The organism is Acidovorax sp. GW821-FHT10E04 (assembly GCF_059415185.1).
The window spans coordinates 326641-348376 of the sequence record NZ_JBWKMT010000004.1 but is presented as its reverse complement, the minus strand read 5'-3'; the positions used below and the strand labels follow the sequence as shown (position 1 = coordinate 348376).

Sequence of the window (21736 nt, the reverse complement as noted above, 5' to 3'; positions counted from 1 at the left end):
CTTGCGACATTCCAGCTCCAGGGCCGGAAATGGCCGATCAGGCGGTTTCGCCGTAGACCGACACGGTCACTTCCACCACCACATCGGTGTGCAGAGCAACGTTCACGGTGCTTTCGCTCACGACCTTGATAGGGCCGTTGGGCAGGCGGATCTGCGACTTCGCGACCTTGTAGCCTTGCTTGTTCAACTCTTCGGCGATGTCGTGGTTGGTCACGGAACCAAACAGACGGCCGTCCACGCCAGCCTTTTGCGTCAGCTTGACGGTGGTGCCAGCCAGCTTCTCGCCTTGGGCCTGGGCTTCTGCCAGCTTGGCGGCAGCTGCCTTTTCGAGTTCAGCGCGCTTGGCTTCGAATTCTGCCTTGGCAGCTTCGGTGGCACGGCGGGCGCGGCCAGCGGGGATCAGGAAGTTGCGGGCGTAGCCGTCCTTGACCTTGACGATTTCGCCGAGGTTGCCGAGGTTCACAACCTTGTCGAGCAGGATGATTTGCATGGGTTGTGCTCCTTAGATCTTGTGCTGGTCGCTGTAAGGCACCAGGGCCAGGAAGCGGGCGCGCTTGATGGCGGTGTTCAGCTGACGCTGGAAGATGGCGCGCGTGCCGGTCAGGCGCGCGGGGATGATCTTGCCGTTTTCGGCGATGAAATCGCGCAGCGTGTCGACATCCTTGTAGTCGATTTCTTCAACACCCGTCACCGTGAAGCGGCAAAAGCGCTTGCGCTTGAACAGCAGGGACTGGGTGTTGCGCTTTGGGCGCTTGTCTTTGTTGAACTTCTTGAACGTGGCCATTGCGGACCCCTTGCAAATTAATTTTGTTGAATATCCTGGATGTGGAGCACTGCGTTCTTGCCATTGCGCGGTGTGGCGAGGAATCCACTGAAAGTCCAGAGACTTCCGATGTTCTGCCTTGCCAGGCGCTCGGCCATCGCACCAAAGGCGACGGCTTTCATGGTGGCCTTGACCTCGCGGGGATGGCCTGCTTCGGTTTGCTGGGACTCGTGTTCGAGCCGCAGGGCGATGGCAGGCAATCCGGCGGGCGTGTAGCGCAAGGGCTCAGCCTCTGCGATACAGGCGGTCAAGACAACGCGGTTCTCCACTCCAACGAGGAAGGATCAGCGCTCGCCGCGCTCGCCGCCGGCCGCTGCGTATTCAGCTTGGCTGGCCTTGCGGGCTTCTTCGCGCTCGACGGTCTTCATCATGGAAGACGGGCCGGTATCGGCCTTCTTCTTCTGAACCGTCAGGTGGCGCAGCACGGCGTCGTTGAACTTGAAGGCGTGCTCCAGTTCAGCCATCACGGCCTGGTCGGCTTCGATGTTCACGCACAGGTAGTGGGCCTTGGCCAGCTTGTTGATCAGGTACGCCAGTTGACGGCGGCCCCAGTCTTCCACGCGATGCACCTTGCCACCGCCAGCGGTGATCATGCCCTTGTAGCGCTCCAGCATGGCTGGAACCTGTTCGCTTTGATCCGGATGGATCAACAAAATGATTTCGTAATGACGCATGCATACTCCTTTTGGGTAAGACCACCTGCTGCGTCGTGAGCAGTGTGGCAAGGCAAAGCCGGCAATTATAGCCCGCTCCTGGCCGCTTGTACACTCAGGAGCTTTCCAAGAGCGGCATCCCTCCCGAAAATGCGGCCTTGTCGCGCCCTGGCCCTTGCAAATCCGCCGGGCGGGACGACATGCTTTACAGCAAAACACGCCGGGCATGGGCCCACAGCCACATGCCCCTTCGCCAGACCTTGAAATGCGCGGGCATGTCCCCACCTCCCGCGCGTACTACTGTTTGTTTATCCACTTTTAGACCACGACATGTCAGACACCAGCCAACCCATCCCCCCACAGAGCGCCCCCGCCCCCGAAGAAGTTGAAGCCGCCATGGCAGCCCACGCCTCCGACGAGCTGGCGCGGCTGCAGGGCGAGCTGGCCGAACTCAAGGCCAAGAGCGCTGACCTGGCCGACCAGTTCCTGCGTGCCAAGGCCGAGGCCGAGAACGCCCGCCGCCGCGCCGAAGACGAGGTCTCCAAGGCGCGGAAATTCGGCATCGAGAGCTTTGCCGAAAGCCTGCTGCCCGTGGCCGACAGCCTGGATGCCGCGCTGGCCATCAAGGAAGCCACGCCCCAGCAGCTGCGCGAGGGCGCCGACGCCACCCTGCGCCAGCTGACCTCGGCCCTGGAGCGCAACAAGGTGCTGGCCATCAACCCTGCCGCCGGCGCCAAGTTCGACCCCCACCAGCACCAAGCCATCAGCGTGGTGCCTGCCGAGCAGGAAGCCAATACCGTCGTGGCCGTGCTGCAAAAGGGCTACGTGATCGCCGAGCGCGTGCTGCGCCCGGCGCTTGTCACCGTCACGGCCCCGAAGTAAATCCTCAAATAAATCAGCACGGATGACTTGAACCCCCACGAGTTATCCACAAGTTACTAGCCATCCAAACCATTCCAGCATTCGGAGAAAAATCATGGGAAGAATCATCGGCATTGACCTCGGTACCACCAACAGCTGCGTGTCCATCATGGAAGGCAACACGACGCGCGTGATCGAGAACAGCGAAGGCGCGCGGACCACGCCCTCCATCGTGGCCTACCAGGAAGACGGCGAGATCCTCGTCGGCGCCTCGGCCAAGCGCCAGGCCGTGACCAACCCCAAGAACACGCTGTACGCCGTCAAGCGCCTGATCGGCCGCAAGTTCACCGAGAAGGAAGTGCAAAAGGACATCGACCTGATGCCCTACAAGATTGTGGCCGCCGACAACGGCGACGCCTGGATCGAAGTGCGCGGCAACAAGCTGTCGGCCCAGCAGGTGTCCGCCGACATCCTGCGCAAGATGAAGAAGACGGCCGAGGACTACCTGGGCGAGCCCGTGACGGAAGCCGTCATCACCGTGCCCGCGTACTTCAACGACGCACAGCGCCAGGCCACCAAGGACGCCGGCCGCATCGCCGGCCTGGACGTCAAGCGCATCATCAACGAGCCCACCGCCGCGGCACTGGCCTTCGGCCTGGACAAGCAGGAAAAGGGCGACCGCAAGATCGCGGTGTATGACCTGGGTGGCGGCACGTTCGACGTGTCCATCATCGAAATCGCCGACGTGGACGGCGAAAAGCAGTTCGAAGTGCTGTCGACCAACGGCGACACCTTCCTGGGCGGAGAAGACTTCGACCAGCGCATCATCGACTACATCATTGACGAGTTCAAGAAGGAGTCGGGCGTCAATCTCAAGAACGACGTTCTGGCCCTGCAGCGCCTGAAGGAAGCGGCCGAGAAGGCCAAGATCGAGCTGTCGAACTCGGCTTCGACCGACATCAACCTGCCCTACGTGACCGCCGATGCCTCGGGCCCGAAGCACCTGAACATCAAGCTCACGCGCTCCAAGCTCGAAGCACTGGTGGAAGAGCTGATCGAGCGCACCATTGCGCCTTGCCGCATGGCGATCAAGGACGCCGGCGTGTCGGTCTCCGACATCCATGACGTGATCCTGGTGGGCGGCATGACGCGCATGCCCAAGGTGCAGGAGAAGGTCAAGGAATTCTTCGGCAAGGAACCCCGCAAGGACGTGAACCCCGACGAAGCCGTGGCCGTGGGCGCCGCCATCCAGGGCCAGGTGCTCTCGGGCGACCGCAAGGACGTGCTGCTGCTGGACGTGACGCCGCTGTCGCTGGGCATCGAGACGCTGGGCGGCGTGATGACCAAGATGATCACGAAGAACACGACCATCCCGACGAAGTTCGCGCAGACCTTCTCGACGGCTGACGACAACCAGCCCGCCGTGACCATCAAGGTCTACCAGGGCGAGCGTGAGATGGCCACGGGCAACAAGCTGCTGGGCGAGTTCAATCTGGAAGGCATTCCACCCGCATCGCGCGGCGTGCCGCAGATCGAGGTGTCGTTCGACATCGACGCCAACGGCATCCTGCACGTGGGCGCCAAGGACAAGGGCACGGGCAAGGAAAACAAGATCACCATCAAAGCCAACTCCGGCCTGTCGGAAGAAGAAATCCAGCAGATGGTGAAGGACGCCGAGCTCAACGCCGCCGACGACAAGAAGAAGCTGGAGCTGGTGCAGGCCCGCAACCAGGGCGAGGCCGCCGTGCACAGCGTGAACAAGAGCCTGGCCGAACACGGCGACAAGCTCGACGCGGGCGAGAAGGACGCGATCACCGCCGCCGTGAAGGCGCTGGAAGAAGTCCTCAAGGGCGAGGACAAGGCCGCGATTGACGAGAAGACCACGGCCCTGATGGCCGCCAGCCAGAAGCTGGGCGAGAAGATGTATGCCGACGCACAGGCAGCGCAGGCGGCAGCCGGCGCCGGTGCGGGCGACGCATCGGGCGGCCAGCAGGCATCGTCCTCCTCCAGCAGCAAGCCCGACGACGACAACGTGGTCGATGCCGAGGTGAAGGAAGTCAAGAAGGGCTGAACACGCCCCGTTTGACCCGAGCCGCCGCGCGAGTTTCCTGACAGGGGGGCTTGCGCGGCGTTCCTGTTCCAACCGGGCTCAGAAAGACCATGTCCAAACGAGACTTTTACGAAATCCTGGGCGTTCCCAAGAACGCCTCGGACGAAGAAATCAAGAAGGCCTATCGCAAGCTGGCGATGAAGCACCACCCTGACCGCAACCAGGGGGATGCGGCCAAGCCTGCCGAAGAGAAATTCAAGGAGGCCAAGGAGGCCTACGAAATGCTCTCCGACCCGCAAAAGCGGGCCGCGTATGACCAGTACGGCCATGCCGGGGTGGACCCCAACATGCGCGGCCCCGGGGGCCCGGGCGCGGAAGGCTTCGGCGGGTTCGCCGAGGCCTTCGGCGACATCTTCGGCGACATGTTCGGCCAGCAGGGCGGGCGTGGGCGCGGTGCTGGCGGACGCCAGGTGTACCGGGGCAGCGACCTCAGCTACGCCATGGAGATCACCCTGGAAGAAGCCGCGCGCGGCAAGGATGCGCAGATCCGCATCCCCTCGTGGGAAAGCTGCGACACCTGCCACGGCAGCGGCGCCAAGCCCGGCACCAGCGCCAAGACCTGCGGCACCTGCCAGGGCGCGGGCACGGTGCAGATGCGCCAGGGCTTCTTCAGTGTGCAGCAGACCTGCCCGCACTGCCGCGGCACGGGCAAGATCATTCCCGAACCCTGCACCACCTGCCACGGCCAGGGCAAGCTCAAGAAGCAAAAGACGCTGGAAGTGAAGATCCCCGCCGGCATCGACGACGGCATGCGCATCCGCAGCACGGGCAACGGAGAACCGGGCACCAACGGCGGCCCGCCGGGCGACCTGTACATCGAGATCCGCCTGAAGAAGCACGACATCTTCGAGCGCGACGGCGACGACCTGCACTGCCAGGTGCCCGTGAGCTTCATCACGGCGGCGCTGGGCGGCGAGATCGAGGTGCCCACGCTCGCGGGCAAGGCGGCCATCGACATCCCCGAAGGCACCCAGGCCGGCAAGCAGTTCCGCCTGCGCGGCAAGGGCATCAAGGGCGTGCGCGCCAGCTACCCCGGCGACCTGTACTGCCACATCGCGGTGGAAACGCCGGTCAAGCTCACCGAGCACCAGCGCAAGCTGTTGCGCGAGCTGGAAGACTCCCTCAAGAAGGGTGGCGCCCGCCACTCGCCCAGCGGCGAGAGCTGGACGGACCGGCTGAAGAACTTCTTCAGCTGATCCGGGCGCCAGCGCCTGCCAAAAACCGCCTGCGGCCTATCTACGGCCCAGGCGGTTTTTTTGCGCGCGCCGACGCCAGCGATGCCGGGCCGGCCACAGGCCGCTCGTGCTGCGCAGAGCGGTAAAAACCCAGGATGCGGCGCACGTACTCGCGGGTCTCCGCATAGGGAGGAACACCGCCGTGGCGCTCCACGGCCTTTTCGCCAGCGTTGTAGGCGGCCGATGTCAGGGCGACATCGCCGGCAAAACGGTCCAGCAGCCAGCGCAGATAGGCCAGCCCGCCCCGCACGTTCTGCTCGGGGCTCCAGGCGTCCCGGACGCCAAAACGCTCCGCCGTCTCCGGAATCAGCTGCATCAGCCCCTGCGCATTGCGGGGCGACAGCGCACGGGCCTGGAAGTTGGACTCCGACCGCACGATGGCCAGCGCCAGCCGTGGGTCCACGTCGAAGCGGGGCGCGAGCCGCCGCACCAGTTCCGCGTGGCGGCGCTTGTCGTCCGGCAGGTTGCTCACGTAGCGGTCCACCACCTCCTGCGGCACCACCTCCTGGGCGGAGTCCCTGACCTCCAGCCGAGGGGCCTCACCCGTGGTGAGGCAGTCGGGGAGGTGGTCGCCGGGCACCATGCCCTGCGCCAGGCTGCGGGCCTTCTCATGCCCACGCTGGGCGGCCATGGCGAGCAGGGTGGCCGCCGCCGCGGGATCGGGCATCACGTCACGTCCATGCAGCAACAGGCGGCCCAGGCGGTACTGCGCCTCCACGCTGCCATAGCGCGCCGCGTCGCAATACCGCGAGGCAGCGCGGTGCGGCTGGCGCCGCACCTCCGCGTCGTAGCCCTCTTCCAGCCAGCGCGACAGCACGGGGGGCTCGTCGGCCCACTCGGGCGGCTCGTCCGGCACCTGCGCGTGCACACCCGTGCCCGCGGCGATCAGGACCGCCGCCAGCACGGGACCGTGCGCTGGAGGGGAAAACCAGGGTTGCATGCCAGAACCCGCCTGCGGAGACAACCGCCCAAAACCCCGCCCCCGACTGGAAGCGGCGCCCCACGGTAGCACCGAAGTCCCCATGGCAACAGGAAAACATTGCCAGCCGCCATTTCTTGATCTGAGGCAAGAAGCTGCCGGCAGGCCGCCCCCGCCCACCCGCCCGCGAAGTAGCATGGAAATCCACGCTGCCGCCCTCCAGGGCGGCGCCACGGCCCCAGGAACATCGCGCAGGAGCATCCGGCATGAACAACGACGTCAACCTCACCTTCCTGGGCGGCTCCGGCACGGTCACAGGGTCCAAATACCTGGTCCGCCACAACGGCAGGTGCCTGCTGGTCGATTGCGGCCTGTTCCAGGGGTACAAGCAGCTGCGCCTGCGCAACTGGCAGCCCTTGCCCGTCACGCCCCGGCAGATCGACGCGGTGGTGCTGACCCATGCGCACCTGGACCACAGCGGCTACCTGCCCCTGCTGGCCCGCGACGGCTATGCCCGCGCCATCCACTGCACACCGGCCACACGCGACCTGTGCACCATCCTGCTGCCCGACAGCGGACACCTGCAGGAGGAAGACGCCGCGTACCTCAACCGGCACCAGCTCAGCAGCCACACCCCCGCCCTGCCCCTGTACACCCGGCTCGACGCACTGCACTGCCTCAAGCAGTTCCAGGTCCATGCCTTCCACCAGGTGTTCGAGCCCCTGCCGGGCTGGCGCGTGACCTTTTCCCCCGCAGGCCACATCCTGGGGGCGGCCAGCGTGCTGCTGGAAGCGGGGGGCCGCCGCATCCTGTTCTCGGGCGACCTGGGGCGACCCGACGACCTGCTCATGAACCCGCCCGATGCTCCGCCCCCGGCGGACACGGTCCTCATCGAGTCCACCTATGGCGACCGCGAGCACCCCGCAGAAGACTTGCAGGGCGATCTGGGTGCCGCCCTGCAGCGCCTGGCGGCCCGTGGCGGCATTGCCGTGGTGCCGGTGTTCGCCGTGGGCCGCGCGCAGGTGGTCCTGCATGCCATCGGCCAGCTCAAGGCGCGCGGGGTGGTGCCCGCCTCGCTCAAGGTGTTTTTGGACAGCCCCATGGCGGTCAGCACCACGGGGCTGTTCCAGCATCACATGCAGGAACACCGGCTGAGCGGCCGCGAGGTGCAGGCGCTGGAGCATGGCGCCACCATGGTCCAGACGCCCGAACAATCCAAGGGGCTGGCCAGGCTGCATGGCCCCATGGTCATCCTGTCGGCCAGTGGCATGGCCACGGGGGGCCGCGTGCTGCACCACCTGGCGCTGCACGCGGGTGACCACCGCAACATGGTCATCCTGACCGGCCACCAGGCCCCCGGCACCCGGGGCGCGCGCCTGGCGGCGGGCGAGAAGAACATCCGCATCCACGGCCAGGACGTGGCCGTGCGCGCGGAGGTGGTGCATCTGTCGTCCGCCTCGGCGCATGCGGACGGCCACCAGCTCATCGCCTGGCTGCGCAGCATGGGCCATGCGCCGGACCAGGTGTACGTGGTGCACGGAGAAATGGGCGCTGCCGACATGCTGCGCCAGCGCATCGAGCACGAACTGCGCTGGCACGCCCTGGTGCCGGAGCACGGCAGCACCTGCGCCGCCTGAGCCCGGCGGCTTCTTGAGCACGCGTCGCCCGCTGGGGTCACAGCGGAGCGGCAGCCCAGCCATCGCGCACAACGATGGCAACCAATTCATAATAGGACGAAAATACAGAACCTTCTCTTTTCGAGAAGACAATGACACGATGAAAAGCTCCGAGCGCAGTTTTGCGCGCCGTATCGACCTGACCTCGCTGCAGCTGTTTGTGGCGGTGTGCGAGCTGGGCAGCATCGGCCGGGCGGCCGAGCGGGAGTTCATTGCCGCATCGGCCGTGAGCAAGCGCCTGTCCGACCTGGAAACAGCCGTGGACACCGCCCTGCTCTACCGCCACAGCCGCGGCGTCACGCTGACGCCCGCGGGCGAAAGCCTGCTGCACCACGCGCGCACCGTGCTGTTCGGGCTCGAACGCATGCAGGGTGAACTCAGCGAATACGCCGACGGCGTGCGCGGCCATGTGCGCATGCACGCCAACATCTCGGCCATCTTCCAGTTCCTGCCGGAAGACCTGGGCGCGTTCGCCCGGGAGCACAGCCAGATCAAGATCGACCTGCAGGAACACCTGAGCAGCGACGTGCTGCATGCCGTGCAGGAGGGCGCGGCAGACCTGGGCATCTGCAATGTCAGCATGGCCAGCGGCAACGGCACCATGGAACTGCAAAGCCGCCCGTACCGCGCCGACAACCTGGTGCTGGTTGTGCCGCAGGCGCATGAACTGGCGGGACGTGACGCTATCAATTTTGAAGACATCCTGGACTGGGACATCGTTGGCCTGCATGCCAACAGCAGCATCAGCCTGGCCATGCGCTCGGCGGCTGCGGCGGCCGGGCGCCCGCTGCGCCAGCGCATCCAGGTCACCGGGCTGGACGCCATGTGCCGGATGATCGACAGCGGCCTGGGCGTGGGCTTGCTGCCCGACCGCGCCTTTGAGCTCATGCGCGGCGTGGGCCGGCTGCAGGCCATTGCACTGACGGACGCCTGGGCCCACCGCGAGCTGCGCGTGGTGGCCCGCGATTTCGATGCCCTGCCCGTCACCGCCCGGCTGCTGGTGGAGCACCTTGCTCCCCGCGCCGCGGCCATGCCGCCCAGACCCCAACACTAAAATCACCCCACCTGAAGGAAGAGAGCCACCCCATGGGACGCACCCTGTACGACAAGATCTGGGACGAGCACGTCGTCCATACCGAAGAGGACGGCACCTCCATCCTCTACATCGACCGGCACCTGGTGCACGAAGTCACCAGTCCGCAGGCCTTCGAAGGCCTGCGCGAGGCGGGCCGCAAGGTCTGGCGCATGAGCTCCATCGTGGCCACCGCCGACCACAACACGCCCACCACCGGCTGGGAAAACGGTTACGACGGCATCACCGACCCAATCAGCAAGGAACAGATCACCACGCTGAACGACAACATGGCGCAGATCTCGCCCGCTGCGTTCTTCCCGTTCATGCACAAACGCCAGGGCATCGTGCACGTGATCGGCCCGGAGAACGGCGCCACCCTGCCCGGCATGACCGTGGTCTGCGGCGACAGCCACACCAGCACCCACGGCGCCTTCGGAGCACTGGCCCACGGCATCGGCACCAGCGAGGTGGAGCACGTGATGGCCACGCAAACCCTGCTGGCCAAGAAGGCCAAGAACATGCTGGTGCAGGTGGACGGCACGCTCGCCAGGGGCGTGACCCCCAAGGACGTGGTGCTGGCCATCATCGGCAAGATCGGCACGGCCGGCGGCACGGGCTACACCATCGAGTTTGCGGGCTCCGTCTTCCGCGCCATGAGCATGGAAGGCCGCATGACCGTGTGCAACATGGCCATCGAAGGCGGCGCGCGCGCGGGCCTGGTGGCGGTGGACGACAAGACCATTGACTACGTCAAGGGCCGCCCCCTCTCGCCCACGGGCGTGGAATGGGACCAGGCCGTGGCGTACTGGAAGACCTTGCATTCGGATGCCGACGCGAAGTTCGACACCGTCGTCAAGCTCGACGCCGCCGACATCGTGCCGCAGGTCACCTGGGGCACCTCGCCCGAGATGGTGCTGGGCGTGGACGCCCGCGTGCCCGACCCCGACAAGGAAAAGGACGCCAACAAGCGCGGCGCCATCGAGCGCGCGCTGACCTACATGGGCCTGCAGCCGGGCAAGCCGATCAACGACATCACCATCGACAAGGTGTTCATCGGTTCGTGCACCAACAGCCGCATCGAAGACATGCGCGAAGCCGCCGCCGTGGTGAAGAACCTGGGCCGCAAGGTCGCCAGCAACGTGAAGCTGGCCATGGTCGTGCCCGGCTCGGGCCTGGTCAAGGAACAGGCCGAGCGCGAAGGCCTGGACAAGATTTTTGTGGCCGCGGGCTTTGAGTGGCGCGAACCCGGCTGCTCCATGTGCCTGGCCATGAATGCCGACCGCCTGGAGCCCGGCGAGCGCTGCGCCAGCACCAGCAACCGCAACTTCGAAGGGCGCCAGGGCGCTGGCGGCCGCACGCACCTGGTGAGCCCCGCCATGGCCGCCGCCGCCGCCGTGCACGGCCACTTTGTGGACATTCGTCAATTTGCCTGAAGGAGCCCTGTCATGAAAAAGACCGCAACCCTCATCGTGCTCGCCATCACCTTCGTGCTGGCCGGCTGCAACACCGTCAAGGGCGTGGGCCAGGACGTACAGCGTGCCGGCGGCGCCCTCGAGCGCGCCGCCAAGTAATCCAGAGAACGCCATGCAGAAATTCACCTTGCTCAAAGGCCTCGTGGCCCCGATGGACCGCGAGAACGTCGATACCGACGCGATCATCCCCAAGCAGTTCCTCAAGTCGATCAAGAAGACCGGCTTTGGCGTGAACCTGTTCGACGAGTGGCGCTACCTGGACCACGGCGAGCCCGGCCAGGACCCCGCCAGCCGTAAGCCCAACCCCGACTTCGTGCTGAACCAGCCGCGCTACGCGGGCGCCTCCGTGCTGCTGGCGCGCAAGAACTTCGGCTGCGGCTCCAGCCGCGAGCACGCGCCCTGGGCGCTGGACCAGTACGGCTTTCGCGCCGTGATCGCGCCCAGCTTCGCCGACATCTTCTTCAACAACTGCTTCAAGAACGGCCTGCTGCCCATCGTGCTGCCCGAGGCCACGGTGGCCCAGCTGTTCGACGAAGTGCTGGCCTTCCCCGGCTACCAGCTCACCATCGACCTGGAGCGCCAGGTCATCGTGCGTCCGCAGGGCCAAGAGATTCCGTTCGAGGTGCAGGCCTTCCGCAAATACTGCCTGCTCAACGGCTTTGACGACATCGGCCTGACCTTGCGCCAGTCCGACAAGATCAAGGCCTTTGAAGTAGAGCGGCTGGCCACCAAGCCCTGGCTGGCGCACACCATGGTGTCGTGAGACGGCGCAGGCATCCAAAATATCATTCAAATTGGCTTCTAGCGCTTTACCCATAAGCGCTGATAGCTATCAAAAACAAAGCAAATTCAATGAAAATCGCAGTTCTGCCGGGTGACGGCATTGGCACCGAAATCGTCTCTGAAGCCGTCAAGGTTCTGGAGGCCCTGGAACTCCCGTTCGAGATGGAGTCCGCCCTGGTGGGCGGCGTGGCGTACGACGCGCACGGCCATCCACTGCCCGAGTCCACGCTCAAGCTCGCCAAGGAAGCCGACGCCATCCTGTTCGGCGCCGTGGGCGACTGGAAATACGACAAGCTCGACCGCCCCCTGCGCCCCGAACAAGCCATCCTGGGCCTGCGCAAGAACCTGGGCCTGTTCGCCAACTTCCGCCCCGCCATCTGCTACGAGCAGCTGGTGGGTGCATCCAGCCTCAAGCCCGAGCTGATCGCGGGCCTGGACATCCTCATCATCCGCGAGCTGACGGGCGACATCTACTTCGGCCAGCCCCGCGGCCGCCGCGTGGCCACCGACGGCCACTTCCCCGGTGCCGAGGAAGCCTTCGACACCATGCGCTACAGCCGCCCCGAGATCGAGCGCATCGCCCACGTCGCCTTCCAGGCTGCGCGCAAGCGCAACAAGAAGGTCACCAGCGTGGACAAGGCCAACGTGCTCGAAACCTTCCAGTTCTGGAAGGACGTGGTCACCGACGTGCACAAGGAATACCCCGACGTCGAGCTGCAGCACATGTATGTCGATAACGCCGCCATGCAGCTCGTGAAGGCGCCCAAGGCGTTCGACGTGGTGGTCACGGGCAACATGTTCGGCGACATCCTGTCGGACGAAGCCTCCATGCTCACCGGCTCCATCGGCATGCTGCCCTCGGCCAGCCTGAACAGCACCAACCAGGGCCTGTACGAGCCCAGCCACGGCAGTGCGCCGGACATCGCCGGCAAGGGCGTGGCCAACCCGCTGGCCACCATCCTGTCGGCCGCGATGATGCTGCGCTTCAGCCTGAACCAGGAAGCCGCCGCCCAGCGCATCGAAGCCGCGGTGCAGAAGGTGCTGGCCCAGGGCCTGCGCACCCCCGACATCTACAGCGAAGGCACCACCAAGGTGGGCACGGCGCAGATGGGCGATGCAGTGGTCAAGGCGCTGGCCGCCTGAACCCCACCGCCCGGCGGTCACGAAAAAGCGCCGGTCCTCCGGCGCTTTTTTATTGTTGTGGCGCCCGCGTGCCGCCTACACCCACGCGTTGTCGATGAACTCCATGATGGAATAGCACCGGTTTTCCAGCGGCCGCTCGCGCACGGCCGCCACGATGTGCGCGACACCCTCCGCATACGGTGCATCGCCATAGACACGGGTTTCCAGCGTCACGCTGCACGCGCCATCCTCGATCAGCACCCGGTGGTAAGCGTGGCGGGCGAGATGCTCCTGGGGAATGTGCAGCACGTCCCGTTGCACCCCGGCATCGCGCACGGACCGGATGTCCCCCGGCGCCAGGCCCAGTGCCTGCGCCATGCTGACGGCCGTGCCCGGCACCGAGGACTTCTGGGCCTGGTGGGATTCGGTCAGCCCGGTGCGGTAGCCGCGAAACAGAGGCCCGCCGCGCTCCAGCATGGCCATGAACTTGAGCATGAGGATGTTGGTGTTCGGACACAGGACGACCGGAAAACCCACCACACGCCCTTCCAGCCCGGACCCGGTGGCCAGTTCTACCAACGGGGAGTGCGTGGATTCGCAAAAGGCGCAGGCAGCCTCCAGCTCCCTGCCGGAACCGGCATGCAGCACGACAGATTTTTCTGCACGCTGCCCCTCACCGGCCCATGGCAAAACCTGCGCTTCGCCACGGGCAGGCAGCGCCCCCAGAAGCTCCTTGGCCAGCTTGCCTGACCCCACAACGATGACTTGCATTTCTACTTTCGAATTGAACAAAGGAGGCAAAGGCAGCACTGTAGACCGCCGCAGGGCCGCCAGCGCACCCGGATCCAGGCCGTATCCGGTACAATATTCGCCTATGTTTGCCGCCCGCCCGTTCGCCCTGAACATCGCACCCGCCGCCCTGGCCGGTGTGGCTGCGCGCGCAACCATCACCAAAACCACGACCATTAAGGGCTGACTCAGCCTGGTTCGTCGTGCGCCCTCCCTGGCCAGACGAGCCAGGCGAGCAGTCCGGTCTGGCACTGTTTCTTATTTAGAAAGGGCGTTGAAATGAGCAAGTTGGTAGGGTTGGTTGGCTGGCGCGGAATGGTCGGCTCGGTCCTGATGGACCGCATGGCGCAGGAGAAGGATTTCGACCTGATCGAGCCGATGTTCTTCTCCACCTCGAACGCAGGCGGCAAGGCTCCCGCGCAGGCAAGGAACGAGAGCACCCTGCAGGACGCGTTCGACATCGAGGCCCTCAAGCGCTGCGAAATCATCATCACCGCCCAGGGCGGCGACTACACCAACGAGGTCTATCCCAAGCTGCGCGCCGCCGGCTGGAACGGCCACTGGATCGATGCCGCCTCCTCCCTGCGCATGGAGAAGAACGCCGTCATCGTGCTGGACCCGGTCAACATGCCCGTGATCAAGAACGCCCTGGCCCAGGGCGGCAAGGACTGGATTGGCGGCAACTGCACCGTGAGCTGCATGCTGATGGGCGTAGGCGCCCTGTACAAGGCGGGTCTCGTGGAATGGATGAGCACGCAAACCTACCAGGCGGCCTCCGGCGGCGGCGCGCAGCACATGCGCGAGCTGCTCACGCAGTACGGCACGCTCAACGCCGAAGTGAAGGCCCTGCTCGATGACCCCAAGAGCGCCATCCTGGAAATCGACCGCAAGGTGATCGCCAAGCAACGCGCCCTGACGGGCGCTGAAACCGCCAACTTCGGCGTGCCGCTGGGCGGCAGCCTGATCCCCTGGATCGACAAGGACCTGGGCAACGGCATGTCCAAGGAAGAATGGAAGGGCATGGCGGAAACCAACAAGATCCTGGGCCAGGGCGAGGGCTTCAGCGCCCCCGCCGTGCCGGTGGACGGCTTCTGCGTGCGCGTGGGCGCCATGCGCTGCCATAGCCAGGCGCTGACCTTCAAGCTGAAGAAGGACGTGCCCCTGGCGGACCTGGAGGCAATGATCGCCGCCGACAACGAGTGGGTGAAGGTCGTGCCCAACACCCGGGAAGCCACCATCAAGGACCTGACGCCCGTGGCGGTGACCGGCACCATGGACATCCCCGTGGGCCGCATCCGCAAGCTGGCCATGGGGCCTGAATATGTCGGCGCGTTCACCATTGGCGACCAGCTGCTGTGGGGCGCGGCCGAACCGCTGCGCCGCATGCTGCGCATCCTGCTCGACGCCTGAACTCCGGCCCCCCGAAAAGCGCGCGCAGCCCCGGCTGCGCGCGCTTTTTTGCGCCAGGAGCCTTGACACACTCAGTTACGCCACGTTGGCAATTGGCAACATCTTGGCGCCCCAAGTTGGGGCGCCAGGACCCCTCTCAAAGCTTCGGCGCCACCTCAGCTTGTCAGTGCAAAACATTGATGCTATGGTGCTTTTTACATATTTTCACGCGCCGGGGCGGGACCAGACCATGAGAAAAAAAGCACCGCTCGACCGAGCCGCACAAAAACCTACTCAGTTGTTGGCAAACATGCATCGTTGGAAATTCTCTGCCCTGGCGGCGGCAGCCGTAGTGTCGGCCGGCTTGTACGCGGGCGACGCCTCGGCCCTGGCGCTGGGCCGCATCACCGTGCAGTCTGCCCTGGGCGAGCCCCTGCGCGCTGAAATCGACCTGCCCCAGATCACTCCCGCCGAAGCGGACAGCTTGCGGGCCACCACGGCCTCCCCGGACGTGTTCCGCGCCCAGGGCATGGAATACACGCCCACCATCAACAATCTGCAGATCCAGCTGCAGCGCCGCCCGGATGGCACGGCCGTGCTGCGCCTGACGAGCAGCCGGCCCGTGAACGAACCCTTCCTCGACCTGGTGCTGGACGCCAACTGGGGCTCGGGCCGCATCGTGCGCAGCTACACCATGCTGTTCGACCCGCCCACGCTGCGTCGTCCCGCGCCAGCGGTGACGGCCTCTCCGCAGCTGCCTGCGCCGGCCACCCAGCAGGCTCCTGCCGTGCGCGCGCCGGTCGCCCCGCGGGCCAGCGAATCTCCCGCAGCGGCGGCCCCTGCCGCACCGCCGACGCCGCGTCCGCCAGCCGTGGCCGCCCGCCCCGCCCCCGCCGATGGAGTCAGGGTGCAGGCAGGCGACACGGCGGGCCGCATTGCGAATACCCACCGCCCCGCCGACGTGTCCCTCGACCAGATGCTGGTCGCCATGATGCGAGCGAACCCCGATGCCTTCATCCAGGGCAATGTCAACCGCCTGAAGGCTGGCGCGGTCCTGCAGATGCCCGACCAGGCTGCGGCGCAGTCCACGCCGGCACCCGAGGCGCGCCAGATCCTTGCCGCGCAGGCCCGGGACTTCAACGAATTCCGCCGCAAGCTGGCGGGTGCCGCCCCCACCGCCGCGGTCGCCGCCGCAGAACGCTCGGCCTCCGGCGCGGTGCAGGCCCGTGTGGAGGACAAGAAACCTGCCACGGCCGCGCCCGACAAGCTCACGCTGTCCAAAGGTTCCGTCAAGGGCCAGAAGGCGGCCGAGGACCAGCTCGCCAAGGACAAGCAAGCCGGAGAGGCCGCCACGCGCATGGCCGAGCTGTCCAAGAACATCACGGACCTCAACAAGCTGGGCGCCGCGTCGGCCGCTGCGGGCAGCGCCGCACCGGCGCCCGCCGGCGCCGCCAGCGCTCCTGCCGCGGTGGCAGTGCAGGCACCCGCCGTTCCTGCCACACCCACGGCCCCTGCCGTGCCGGAAACCCCGGCACCAGCCCCTGCTCCCGCAGCCAGCGCGCCGGCAGATGCAGCCGTGCCGGCGGAAGCCGCGTCCGAGCCTGCCTCCGCACCCGCTCCGGCCGCATCGGCGCCAGCGAAGCCAGTCCGCGTTCCCGCACCGGCTCCCGCACCAGTTGAAGAGCCGGGTTTCCTGTCCGGCCTCATGGACGACCCGCTGCTGCCGCTCGCCGGTGGCGGGCTCCTGGCCTTGCTGCTGGGCTATGGCGCCTACCGCGTGGTTCAGCGCCGCCGCCAGAATGCGGGCGTCGACAGCTCCTTCCTGGAAAGCCGCATCCAGCCGGATTCGTTCTTCGGCGCCAGCGGCGGGCAGCGCGTCGATACCGCCAACAGCGAGATGACCACGGGCTCGTCCATGGCCTACTCACCCAGCCAGCTCGATGCCGGCGGCGACGTGGACCCTGTGGCCGAAGCCGACGTGTACCTGGCCTATGGCCGTGACCTGCAGGCCGAGGAAATCCTCAAGGAGGCGATCCGCCACAACCCTGCCCGCGTGTCGGTGCATGTGAAGCTCGGTGAGATCTACGCCAAGCGCCAGGACCGCAAGGCCCTGGAGGCGGTGGCAGGGGACGTGTTCAAGCTGACCCAGGGCGAAGGCCCGGACTGGAACCGCATTGCCGAGCTTGGCCGCGATCTGGATCCCGAAAACCGCCTTTACCAGCCTGGCGGCCGCCCAGGCATGGCCGAGGACGAGTCGCCATCGCTGCCCCCAGGCGGATTCCCGAGCACGTTCACGGGCGTGGGCGGCGCGGCGGCGACGGCTGCGTTGCCCCCCGACCTGGACCTCGACCTGGATCTGGACCTGCCCGACGACGCGCTGACCGATGCGCCAGCGGTGGCCCCGGCACCTCCCGGCGGATTTGCCGCAGCGGCAGCCGCGGCCGCGGCATCGGGCGGTGCCCGCCGCGCAGCGGACCCGGCCGACGAGCCGCAGACACTGCGCCCTGAACTGGACCTGCCGGAGTTGCCGTCGGCGACCGCTCCCGCCTGGAATGCGCCAGAAGTGGCACCAGCCTCGGGCACGATGGCGCCTCCGCCCGTGGCCAATCTGGACTTTCCTTCGGCGGACGACCTGAGCATGGCACCCTCGGGCCCCATGCCGCTCACCGCGGATGCCCAGGACTCCGGCCCGATGGAGTTTGACCTCGGCGACCTGTCGCTGGACCTGAACGCCCCCTCCAAGCCCATGGCGGCCCCCGCAGCCAAGGCCCCTCTGCCGACCCCTGAATTGAGCGACGACGGCTCGGCGGCGGCGCAGGACGACCCACTGGCCACCAAGCTCGCGCTGGCCGAAGAGTTCAATGCCATCGGTGATACGGATGGTGCACGCACGCTGATCGAAGAAGTGGTTGCCGAGTCCAGCGGCGCCCTCAAGACCCGCGCCCAGCGCATGCTGGCCGAACTGGGTTGATGCGGCCCGCCCCGCAGGCCGCCCCCGCCCGCCCCCAGGCCGCCACCCCATGACCCGGGTGGCGCTGGGTGTCAGCTACAACGGCCAGGCCTACAGCGGCTGGCAAAGCCAGCTGTCCGGCGACACCATTCAAGACAAGCTCGAAGCGGCCCTGGGCCGCTTTGCCACGCACCCCGTCAGCACGCTGTGCGCCGGCAGAACGGATGCCGGCGTCCATGGACTGATGCAGGTGGTGCACTTCGACACGCCACTGAACCGCCCCTGCGCTTCGTGGGTGCGCGGCACCAATACCTTCCTCCCTGCCGACATTGCCGTGCAATGGGCGCAGCCCGTGCCGGACAGTTTTCACGCCCGGGCCAGCGCCGTCGCGCGGCGCTATGCGTATGTGCTGCTGCAATCACCCGTGCGGCCCAGCGTGGACTCGGGGCGCGTGGGATGGGTATTCCACCCGCTCCATCACGATGCGATGCGCCAGGCCGCAGACCACCTGCTGGGCGAACATGACTTCACCTCGTTTCGTGCATCCGCGTGCCAGGCCAAGTCGCCCGTCAAGACCCTGCAGCGCATCGATATCTCGCGCCGGGGCCTCAACGCCCCGCACCCGGAACTGGGCTGGAGTTCCTGCTACTGGCGCTTCGAGTTCGAGGCCAACGCGTTCCTGCACCACATGATCCGCAACATCATGGGCTGCCTGGTGGCCGTGGGCCAAGGCAAATACCCTCCGCAGTGGGTAGCGCAGGTACTCGCGGCAAGATCGCGCGACGCCGCGGCACCCACGTTCTCTCCGGATGGACTGTATTTTCAAGGCCCTGTCTACGACGCCTCGTGGGGCCTGCCCCAGCGCACGGCTGCGTATGATTGGCTGCCATGAAAGCCAAAGAAGTCCCCTCCCCGGCCCGCACCCGCATCAAGATCTGTGGCCTGACCCGCGAAGAAGACGTCGACGCGGCCGTGGCGGCTGGCGCGGATGCCGTCGGATTCGTGCTCTACGCCCCCAGCCCACGGGCCGTGACACCCGAACGCGCGGCACAGCTGGCCTGGCGCCTGCCCCCTTTTGTCACGCCGGTTTTGCTCTTCGTGAATGAAACCGCTCCCAAAGTGATAGCTGCCAGCGCTTTGATAGCGGGCGCCACCATACAATTTCATGGTGACGAGACGCCCGAGGATTGCCTGGCCGCCACCGGCCAGGGGGCACGGCCTTACCTGCGGGCCGCGCGCATTCCCCTTGGCGACGGTGCGGCACGGTTCGACCTCGTAAAATACGCGCACGATTACTCCCACGCCCAGGCCATCCTGCTCGACGCCCATGTCGAGGGGTACGGCGGCGGCGGCAAGGCATTCAATTGGTCACTCCTTCCACCAAGCGTCAGCTCTCACCTCGTTTTGTCTGGTGGACTCACGCCTGCAAACGTGACCGATGGCATTTTGCAAGTCCGCCCGCGTTGCAAGACGCTGGCGGTTGATGTCAGCTCCGGCGTCGAGGCCGTAGATCCGAACAGCCCCGATGGCAAGCCCCTGAAGGGCATCAAGGACGCCGGAAAAATCCATCGGTTCATCGCCGCCGTGCGCGCGGCCGATGCCCAACTTGCAAAGAACCCTCATGAATTCCTATCAGCAACCTGATGCTTCAGGCCATTTCGGCTCCTACGGCGGCAGTTTCGTCAGCGAGACACTGACCCACGCCATCCAGGAACTGCGCGAGGCGTATGCCCGCTACCAGAACGACCCGGAGTTCCTCGCAGAATTCCACTACGAGCTCAAGCACTTCGTGGGCCGCCCATCGCCCGTGTACCACGCCGCGCGCACCAGCCGCGAAACGGGCGGCGCGCAGATCTACCTCAAGCGCGAAGACCTCAACCACACCGGCGCCCACAAGATCAACAACGTGATCGGCCAGGCCATGCTCGCCAAGCGCATGGGCAAGCCCCGCATCATTGCCGAGACGGGCGCCGGCCAGCACGGCGTGGCCACGGCCACGATCTGCGCGCGCTACGGCCTGGAATGCGTGGTCTACATGGGCAGCGAGGACGTGAAGCGCCAGAGCCCGAACGTCTTTCGCATGAAACTGCTGGGCGCCACCGTCGTGCCTGTCGAGTCGGGCAGCAAGACCCTGAAGGACGCGCTCAACGAGGCCATGCGCGACTGGGTGGCCAATGTGGACAACACGTTCTACATCATCGGCACGGTGGCGGGCCCGCACCCCTACCCGATGATGGTGCGCGATTTCCAGAGCGTGATCGGCAAGGAAGCCATCGAACAGATGCCCCCCATGCTCGCCGCGCAGAAGATCGCCGCCGAGCAGCCCGATGCCGTGATCGCCTGCGTGGGCGGCGGCAGCAATGCCATGGGCATCTTCCATCCGTACATCCCGTTCGAGAAGACGCGCCTGATCGGCGTGGAGGCCGCCGGCGAAGGTCTGGACAGCGGCAAGCACTCGGCATCGCTGCAGCGTGGCTCCAGTGGCGTGCTGCACGGCAACCGCACCTTCATCCTGCAGGATGCCAACGGCCAGATCACCGAGACGCACAGCATCAGCGCGGGCCTGGACTACCCCGGCGTAGGTCCCGAGCACGCATGGCTGCAGGAGATCGGACGCGCCGAGTACGTGGGCATCACCGACCAGGAAGCGCTGTCCGCCTTCCACCACCTGTGCCGCACCGAAGGCATCATCCCGGCGCTGGAATCGAGCCACGCCTTCGCCTATGCCCTCAAGCTTGCACCCACGATGCGGCCGGACCAGTCCATCCTGGTCAACCTCTCGGGCCGGGGCGACAAGGACATCGGCACCGTGGCCGACCTGTCAGGAGAAGATTTCTACGACCGCCCCTCCATGCGCGGCCTGACCGTCAAGGGCGCCCCAGGAGACGCCAAGCCATGAGCCGCATAGACACCACTTTCGAACAGCTGAAAGCCCAGGGCCGCAAGGCGCTGATTCCCTATGTCACCGCCGGTTTTCCGTTTGCCGACATCACGCCCGCCCTCATGCACGGCATGGTGGAGGCCGGTGCCGACGTGATCGAACTGGGCGTGCCCTTCTCCGACCCCATGGCCGACGGCCCCGTCATCCAGAAGGCGGGCGAAAAGGCGCTGGGCCTGGGTGTGGGCATGGTGCAGGTGCTGGACCACGTGCGCGAGTTCCGCAAGCGCAACAGCACCACGCCCGTGGTGCTGATGGGCTACGCGAACCCGGTGGAGCGCTATGACCAGATCCACGGCGCAGGCGCCTTTGTGCGCGACAGCGCCGAGGCCGGTGTCGATGGCGTGCTCATCGTGGACTACCCGCCCGAGGAATGCGAGGCCTTCGCGGCCAGCCTGCGCGCGCACGGCATGGACCTGATCTTCCTGCTGGCCCCCACCAGCACGGATGAACGCATGGCCCAGGTGGCGCGCGTGGCCAGCGGCTATGTGTACTACGTATCGCTCAAGGGCGTGACCGGTTCGGGCGCGCTCGACACCTCGGCCGTGGAGCAGATGCTGCCCCGCATCCGCCAGCATGTGACCATCCCCGTGGGCGTGGGCTTCGGCATCCGCGATGCGGCCACGGCCCAGGCGATCGGCAAGGTGGCGGATGCCGTGGTCATCGGCAGCCGCATCATCCAGCTCATCGAGGACCAGGAACACGCCAAGGTGGTGCCCCTGACCATCGACTTCCTGCGCGGCATCCGCAAGGCTTTGGACGCGTAGAATAAAGAGCATCTCCCTGAGCGGCTTTGCCGTTTCCCCCTTCTCTCGCGCTTCGCGCGGGAAGGGGGACGCTCCCAGCGCGGCGGGGCGGCCCTTGCGCGGGAGCCGTGGCCTTTGGGCCGCGCCAGTTTCAAGGCCGTGCCGCCGCTGCTGGCCCATTCATACAGAGGAAAA

General features: G+C 66.3%; 21 protein-coding genes. 15 read left to right on the top strand and 6 right to left on the bottom strand.

Going from position 1 to position 21736, the window contains the following annotated elements:
- Positions 1 to 37: 37 nt before the first annotated feature.
- The 4 genes from rplI to rpsF are packed head-to-tail and all read right to left on the bottom strand — an operon-like array spanning position 38 to position 1497.
- A complete protein-coding gene (gene rplI, locus AC07OC_RS15040) occupies positions 38 to 490 on the bottom strand; it encodes a 50S ribosomal protein L9 (protein WP_218295555.1) in 453 nt (150 codons plus the stop codon).
- Between the two features lie 12 nt (positions 491 to 502).
- Complete coding sequence (gene rpsR / locus AC07OC_RS15035; protein WP_005795932.1) at positions 503 to 784, bottom strand: 30S ribosomal protein S18; 282 nt, start codon at positions 782 to 784, stop codon at positions 503 to 505.
- Between the two features lie 17 nt (positions 785 to 801).
- Positions 802 to 1092: a primosomal replication protein N gene (gene priB / locus AC07OC_RS15030; RefSeq protein WP_218295556.1), complete on the bottom strand. Its 291-nt coding sequence runs from the start codon at positions 1090 to 1092 to the stop codon at positions 802 to 804.
- Positions 1093 to 1107: 15 nt separating this feature from the next.
- The gene (gene rpsF, locus AC07OC_RS15025) at positions 1108 to 1497 is read right to left on the bottom strand and encodes a 30S ribosomal protein S6 (RefSeq protein WP_094285575.1); all 390 of its coding nucleotides are present in this window, start codon (positions 1495 to 1497) and stop codon (positions 1108 to 1110) included.
- 309 nt (positions 1498 to 1806) lie between these two features.
- Here rpsF and grpE point away from each other — a divergent pair, with 309 nt between their 5' ends.
- From grpE to dnaJ, 3 genes are all read left to right on the top strand, one after another.
- On the top strand, positions 1807 to 2358 hold the full coding sequence (gene grpE / locus AC07OC_RS15020) for a nucleotide exchange factor GrpE (protein ID WP_218340129.1): 552 nt from the start codon (positions 1807 to 1809) through the stop codon (positions 2356 to 2358).
- Between the two features lie 94 nt (positions 2359 to 2452).
- Positions 2453 to 4408: a molecular chaperone DnaK gene (gene dnaK / locus AC07OC_RS15015; protein WP_218295558.1), complete on the top strand. Its 1956-nt coding sequence runs from the start codon at positions 2453 to 2455 to the stop codon at positions 4406 to 4408.
- A gap of 89 nt (positions 4409 to 4497) precedes the next feature.
- Positions 4498 to 5643: a molecular chaperone DnaJ gene (dnaJ, locus tag AC07OC_RS15010; RefSeq protein WP_218295559.1), complete on the top strand. Its 1146-nt coding sequence runs from the start codon at positions 4498 to 4500 to the stop codon at positions 5641 to 5643.
- Positions 5644 to 5683: 40 nt separating this feature from the next.
- On the opposite strand, the gene AC07OC_RS15005 is transcribed toward dnaJ, so the two are convergent.
- Positions 5684 to 6622: a lytic transglycosylase domain-containing protein gene (locus AC07OC_RS15005; protein WP_218340128.1), complete on the bottom strand. Its 939-nt coding sequence runs from the start codon at positions 6620 to 6622 to the stop codon at positions 5684 to 5686.
- Positions 6623 to 6867: 245 nt separating this feature from the next.
- Here AC07OC_RS15005 and AC07OC_RS15000 point away from each other — a divergent pair, with 245 nt between their 5' ends.
- From AC07OC_RS15000 to leuB, 6 genes are all read left to right on the top strand, one after another.
- Positions 6868 to 8238, top strand: coding sequence for an MBL fold metallo-hydrolase (locus AC07OC_RS15000; protein WP_218340127.1), 1371 nt, complete (start codon positions 6868 to 6870; stop codon positions 8236 to 8238).
- A gap of 139 nt (positions 8239 to 8377) precedes the next feature.
- Positions 8378 to 9331, top strand: a complete 954-nt coding sequence (locus tag AC07OC_RS14995; protein WP_218340126.1) for a LysR family transcriptional regulator — start codon at positions 8378 to 8380, stop codon at positions 9329 to 9331.
- Between the two features lie 32 nt (positions 9332 to 9363).
- On the top strand, positions 9364 to 10785 hold the full coding sequence (gene leuC / locus AC07OC_RS14990) for a 3-isopropylmalate dehydratase large subunit (RefSeq protein WP_218340125.1): 1422 nt from the start codon (positions 9364 to 9366) through the stop codon (positions 10783 to 10785).
- A 12-nt stretch (positions 10786 to 10797) separates the two neighbouring features.
- Complete coding sequence (locus tag AC07OC_RS14985) at positions 10798 to 10923, top strand: entericidin A/B family lipoprotein (RefSeq protein WP_010463809.1); 126 nt, start codon at positions 10798 to 10800, stop codon at positions 10921 to 10923.
- Between the two features lie 13 nt (positions 10924 to 10936).
- Positions 10937 to 11587, top strand: a complete 651-nt coding sequence (gene leuD / locus AC07OC_RS14980) for a 3-isopropylmalate dehydratase small subunit (protein WP_218340124.1) — start codon at positions 10937 to 10939, stop codon at positions 11585 to 11587.
- An 89-nt stretch (positions 11588 to 11676) separates the two neighbouring features.
- On the top strand, positions 11677 to 12750 hold the full coding sequence (leuB, locus tag AC07OC_RS14975; RefSeq protein WP_218295565.1) for a 3-isopropylmalate dehydrogenase: 1074 nt from the start codon (positions 11677 to 11679) through the stop codon (positions 12748 to 12750).
- A 75-nt stretch (positions 12751 to 12825) separates the two neighbouring features.
- On the opposite strand, the gene AC07OC_RS14970 is transcribed toward leuB, so the two are convergent.
- Positions 12826 to 13500 carry a dihydrodipicolinate reductase gene (locus AC07OC_RS14970; RefSeq protein WP_494601621.1) on the bottom strand — a complete coding sequence of 225 codons (675 nt, stop codon included), beginning with the start codon at positions 13498 to 13500 and terminating at the stop codon, positions 12826 to 12828.
- Positions 13501 to 13797: 297 nt separating this feature from the next.
- Between AC07OC_RS14970 and asd the strand changes: the two genes are divergently transcribed.
- From asd to trpA, 6 genes are all read left to right on the top strand, one after another.
- Complete coding sequence (asd, locus tag AC07OC_RS14965) at positions 13798 to 14928, top strand: aspartate-semialdehyde dehydrogenase (RefSeq protein WP_218340122.1); 1131 nt, start codon at positions 13798 to 13800, stop codon at positions 14926 to 14928.
- Positions 14929 to 15217: 289 nt separating this feature from the next.
- The gene (locus AC07OC_RS14960) at positions 15218 to 17878 is read left to right on the top strand and encodes a motility hub landmark protein FimV (RefSeq protein ID WP_218340121.1); all 2661 of its coding nucleotides are present in this window, start codon (positions 15218 to 15220) and stop codon (positions 17876 to 17878) included.
- Positions 17879 to 17927: 49 nt separating this feature from the next.
- Complete coding sequence (gene truA / locus AC07OC_RS14955; RefSeq protein WP_218340120.1) at positions 17928 to 18749, top strand: tRNA pseudouridine(38-40) synthase TruA; 822 nt, start codon at positions 17928 to 17930, stop codon at positions 18747 to 18749.
- A complete protein-coding gene (locus AC07OC_RS14950) occupies positions 18746 to 19501 on the top strand; it encodes a phosphoribosylanthranilate isomerase (RefSeq protein WP_218340119.1) in 756 nt (251 codons plus the stop codon). Before truA ends, AC07OC_RS14950 begins: the two co-directional genes overlap by 4 nt.
- The gene (trpB, locus tag AC07OC_RS14945; RefSeq protein ID WP_218295571.1) at positions 19479 to 20756 is read left to right on the top strand and encodes a tryptophan synthase subunit beta; all 1278 of its coding nucleotides are present in this window, start codon (positions 19479 to 19481) and stop codon (positions 20754 to 20756) included. Before AC07OC_RS14950 ends, trpB begins: the two co-directional genes overlap by 23 nt.
- On the top strand, positions 20753 to 21562 hold the full coding sequence (trpA, locus tag AC07OC_RS14940) for a tryptophan synthase subunit alpha (protein WP_218295572.1): 810 nt from the start codon (positions 20753 to 20755) through the stop codon (positions 21560 to 21562). Before trpB ends, trpA begins: the two co-directional genes overlap by 4 nt.
- Positions 21563 to 21736 lie beyond the last annotated feature (174 nt).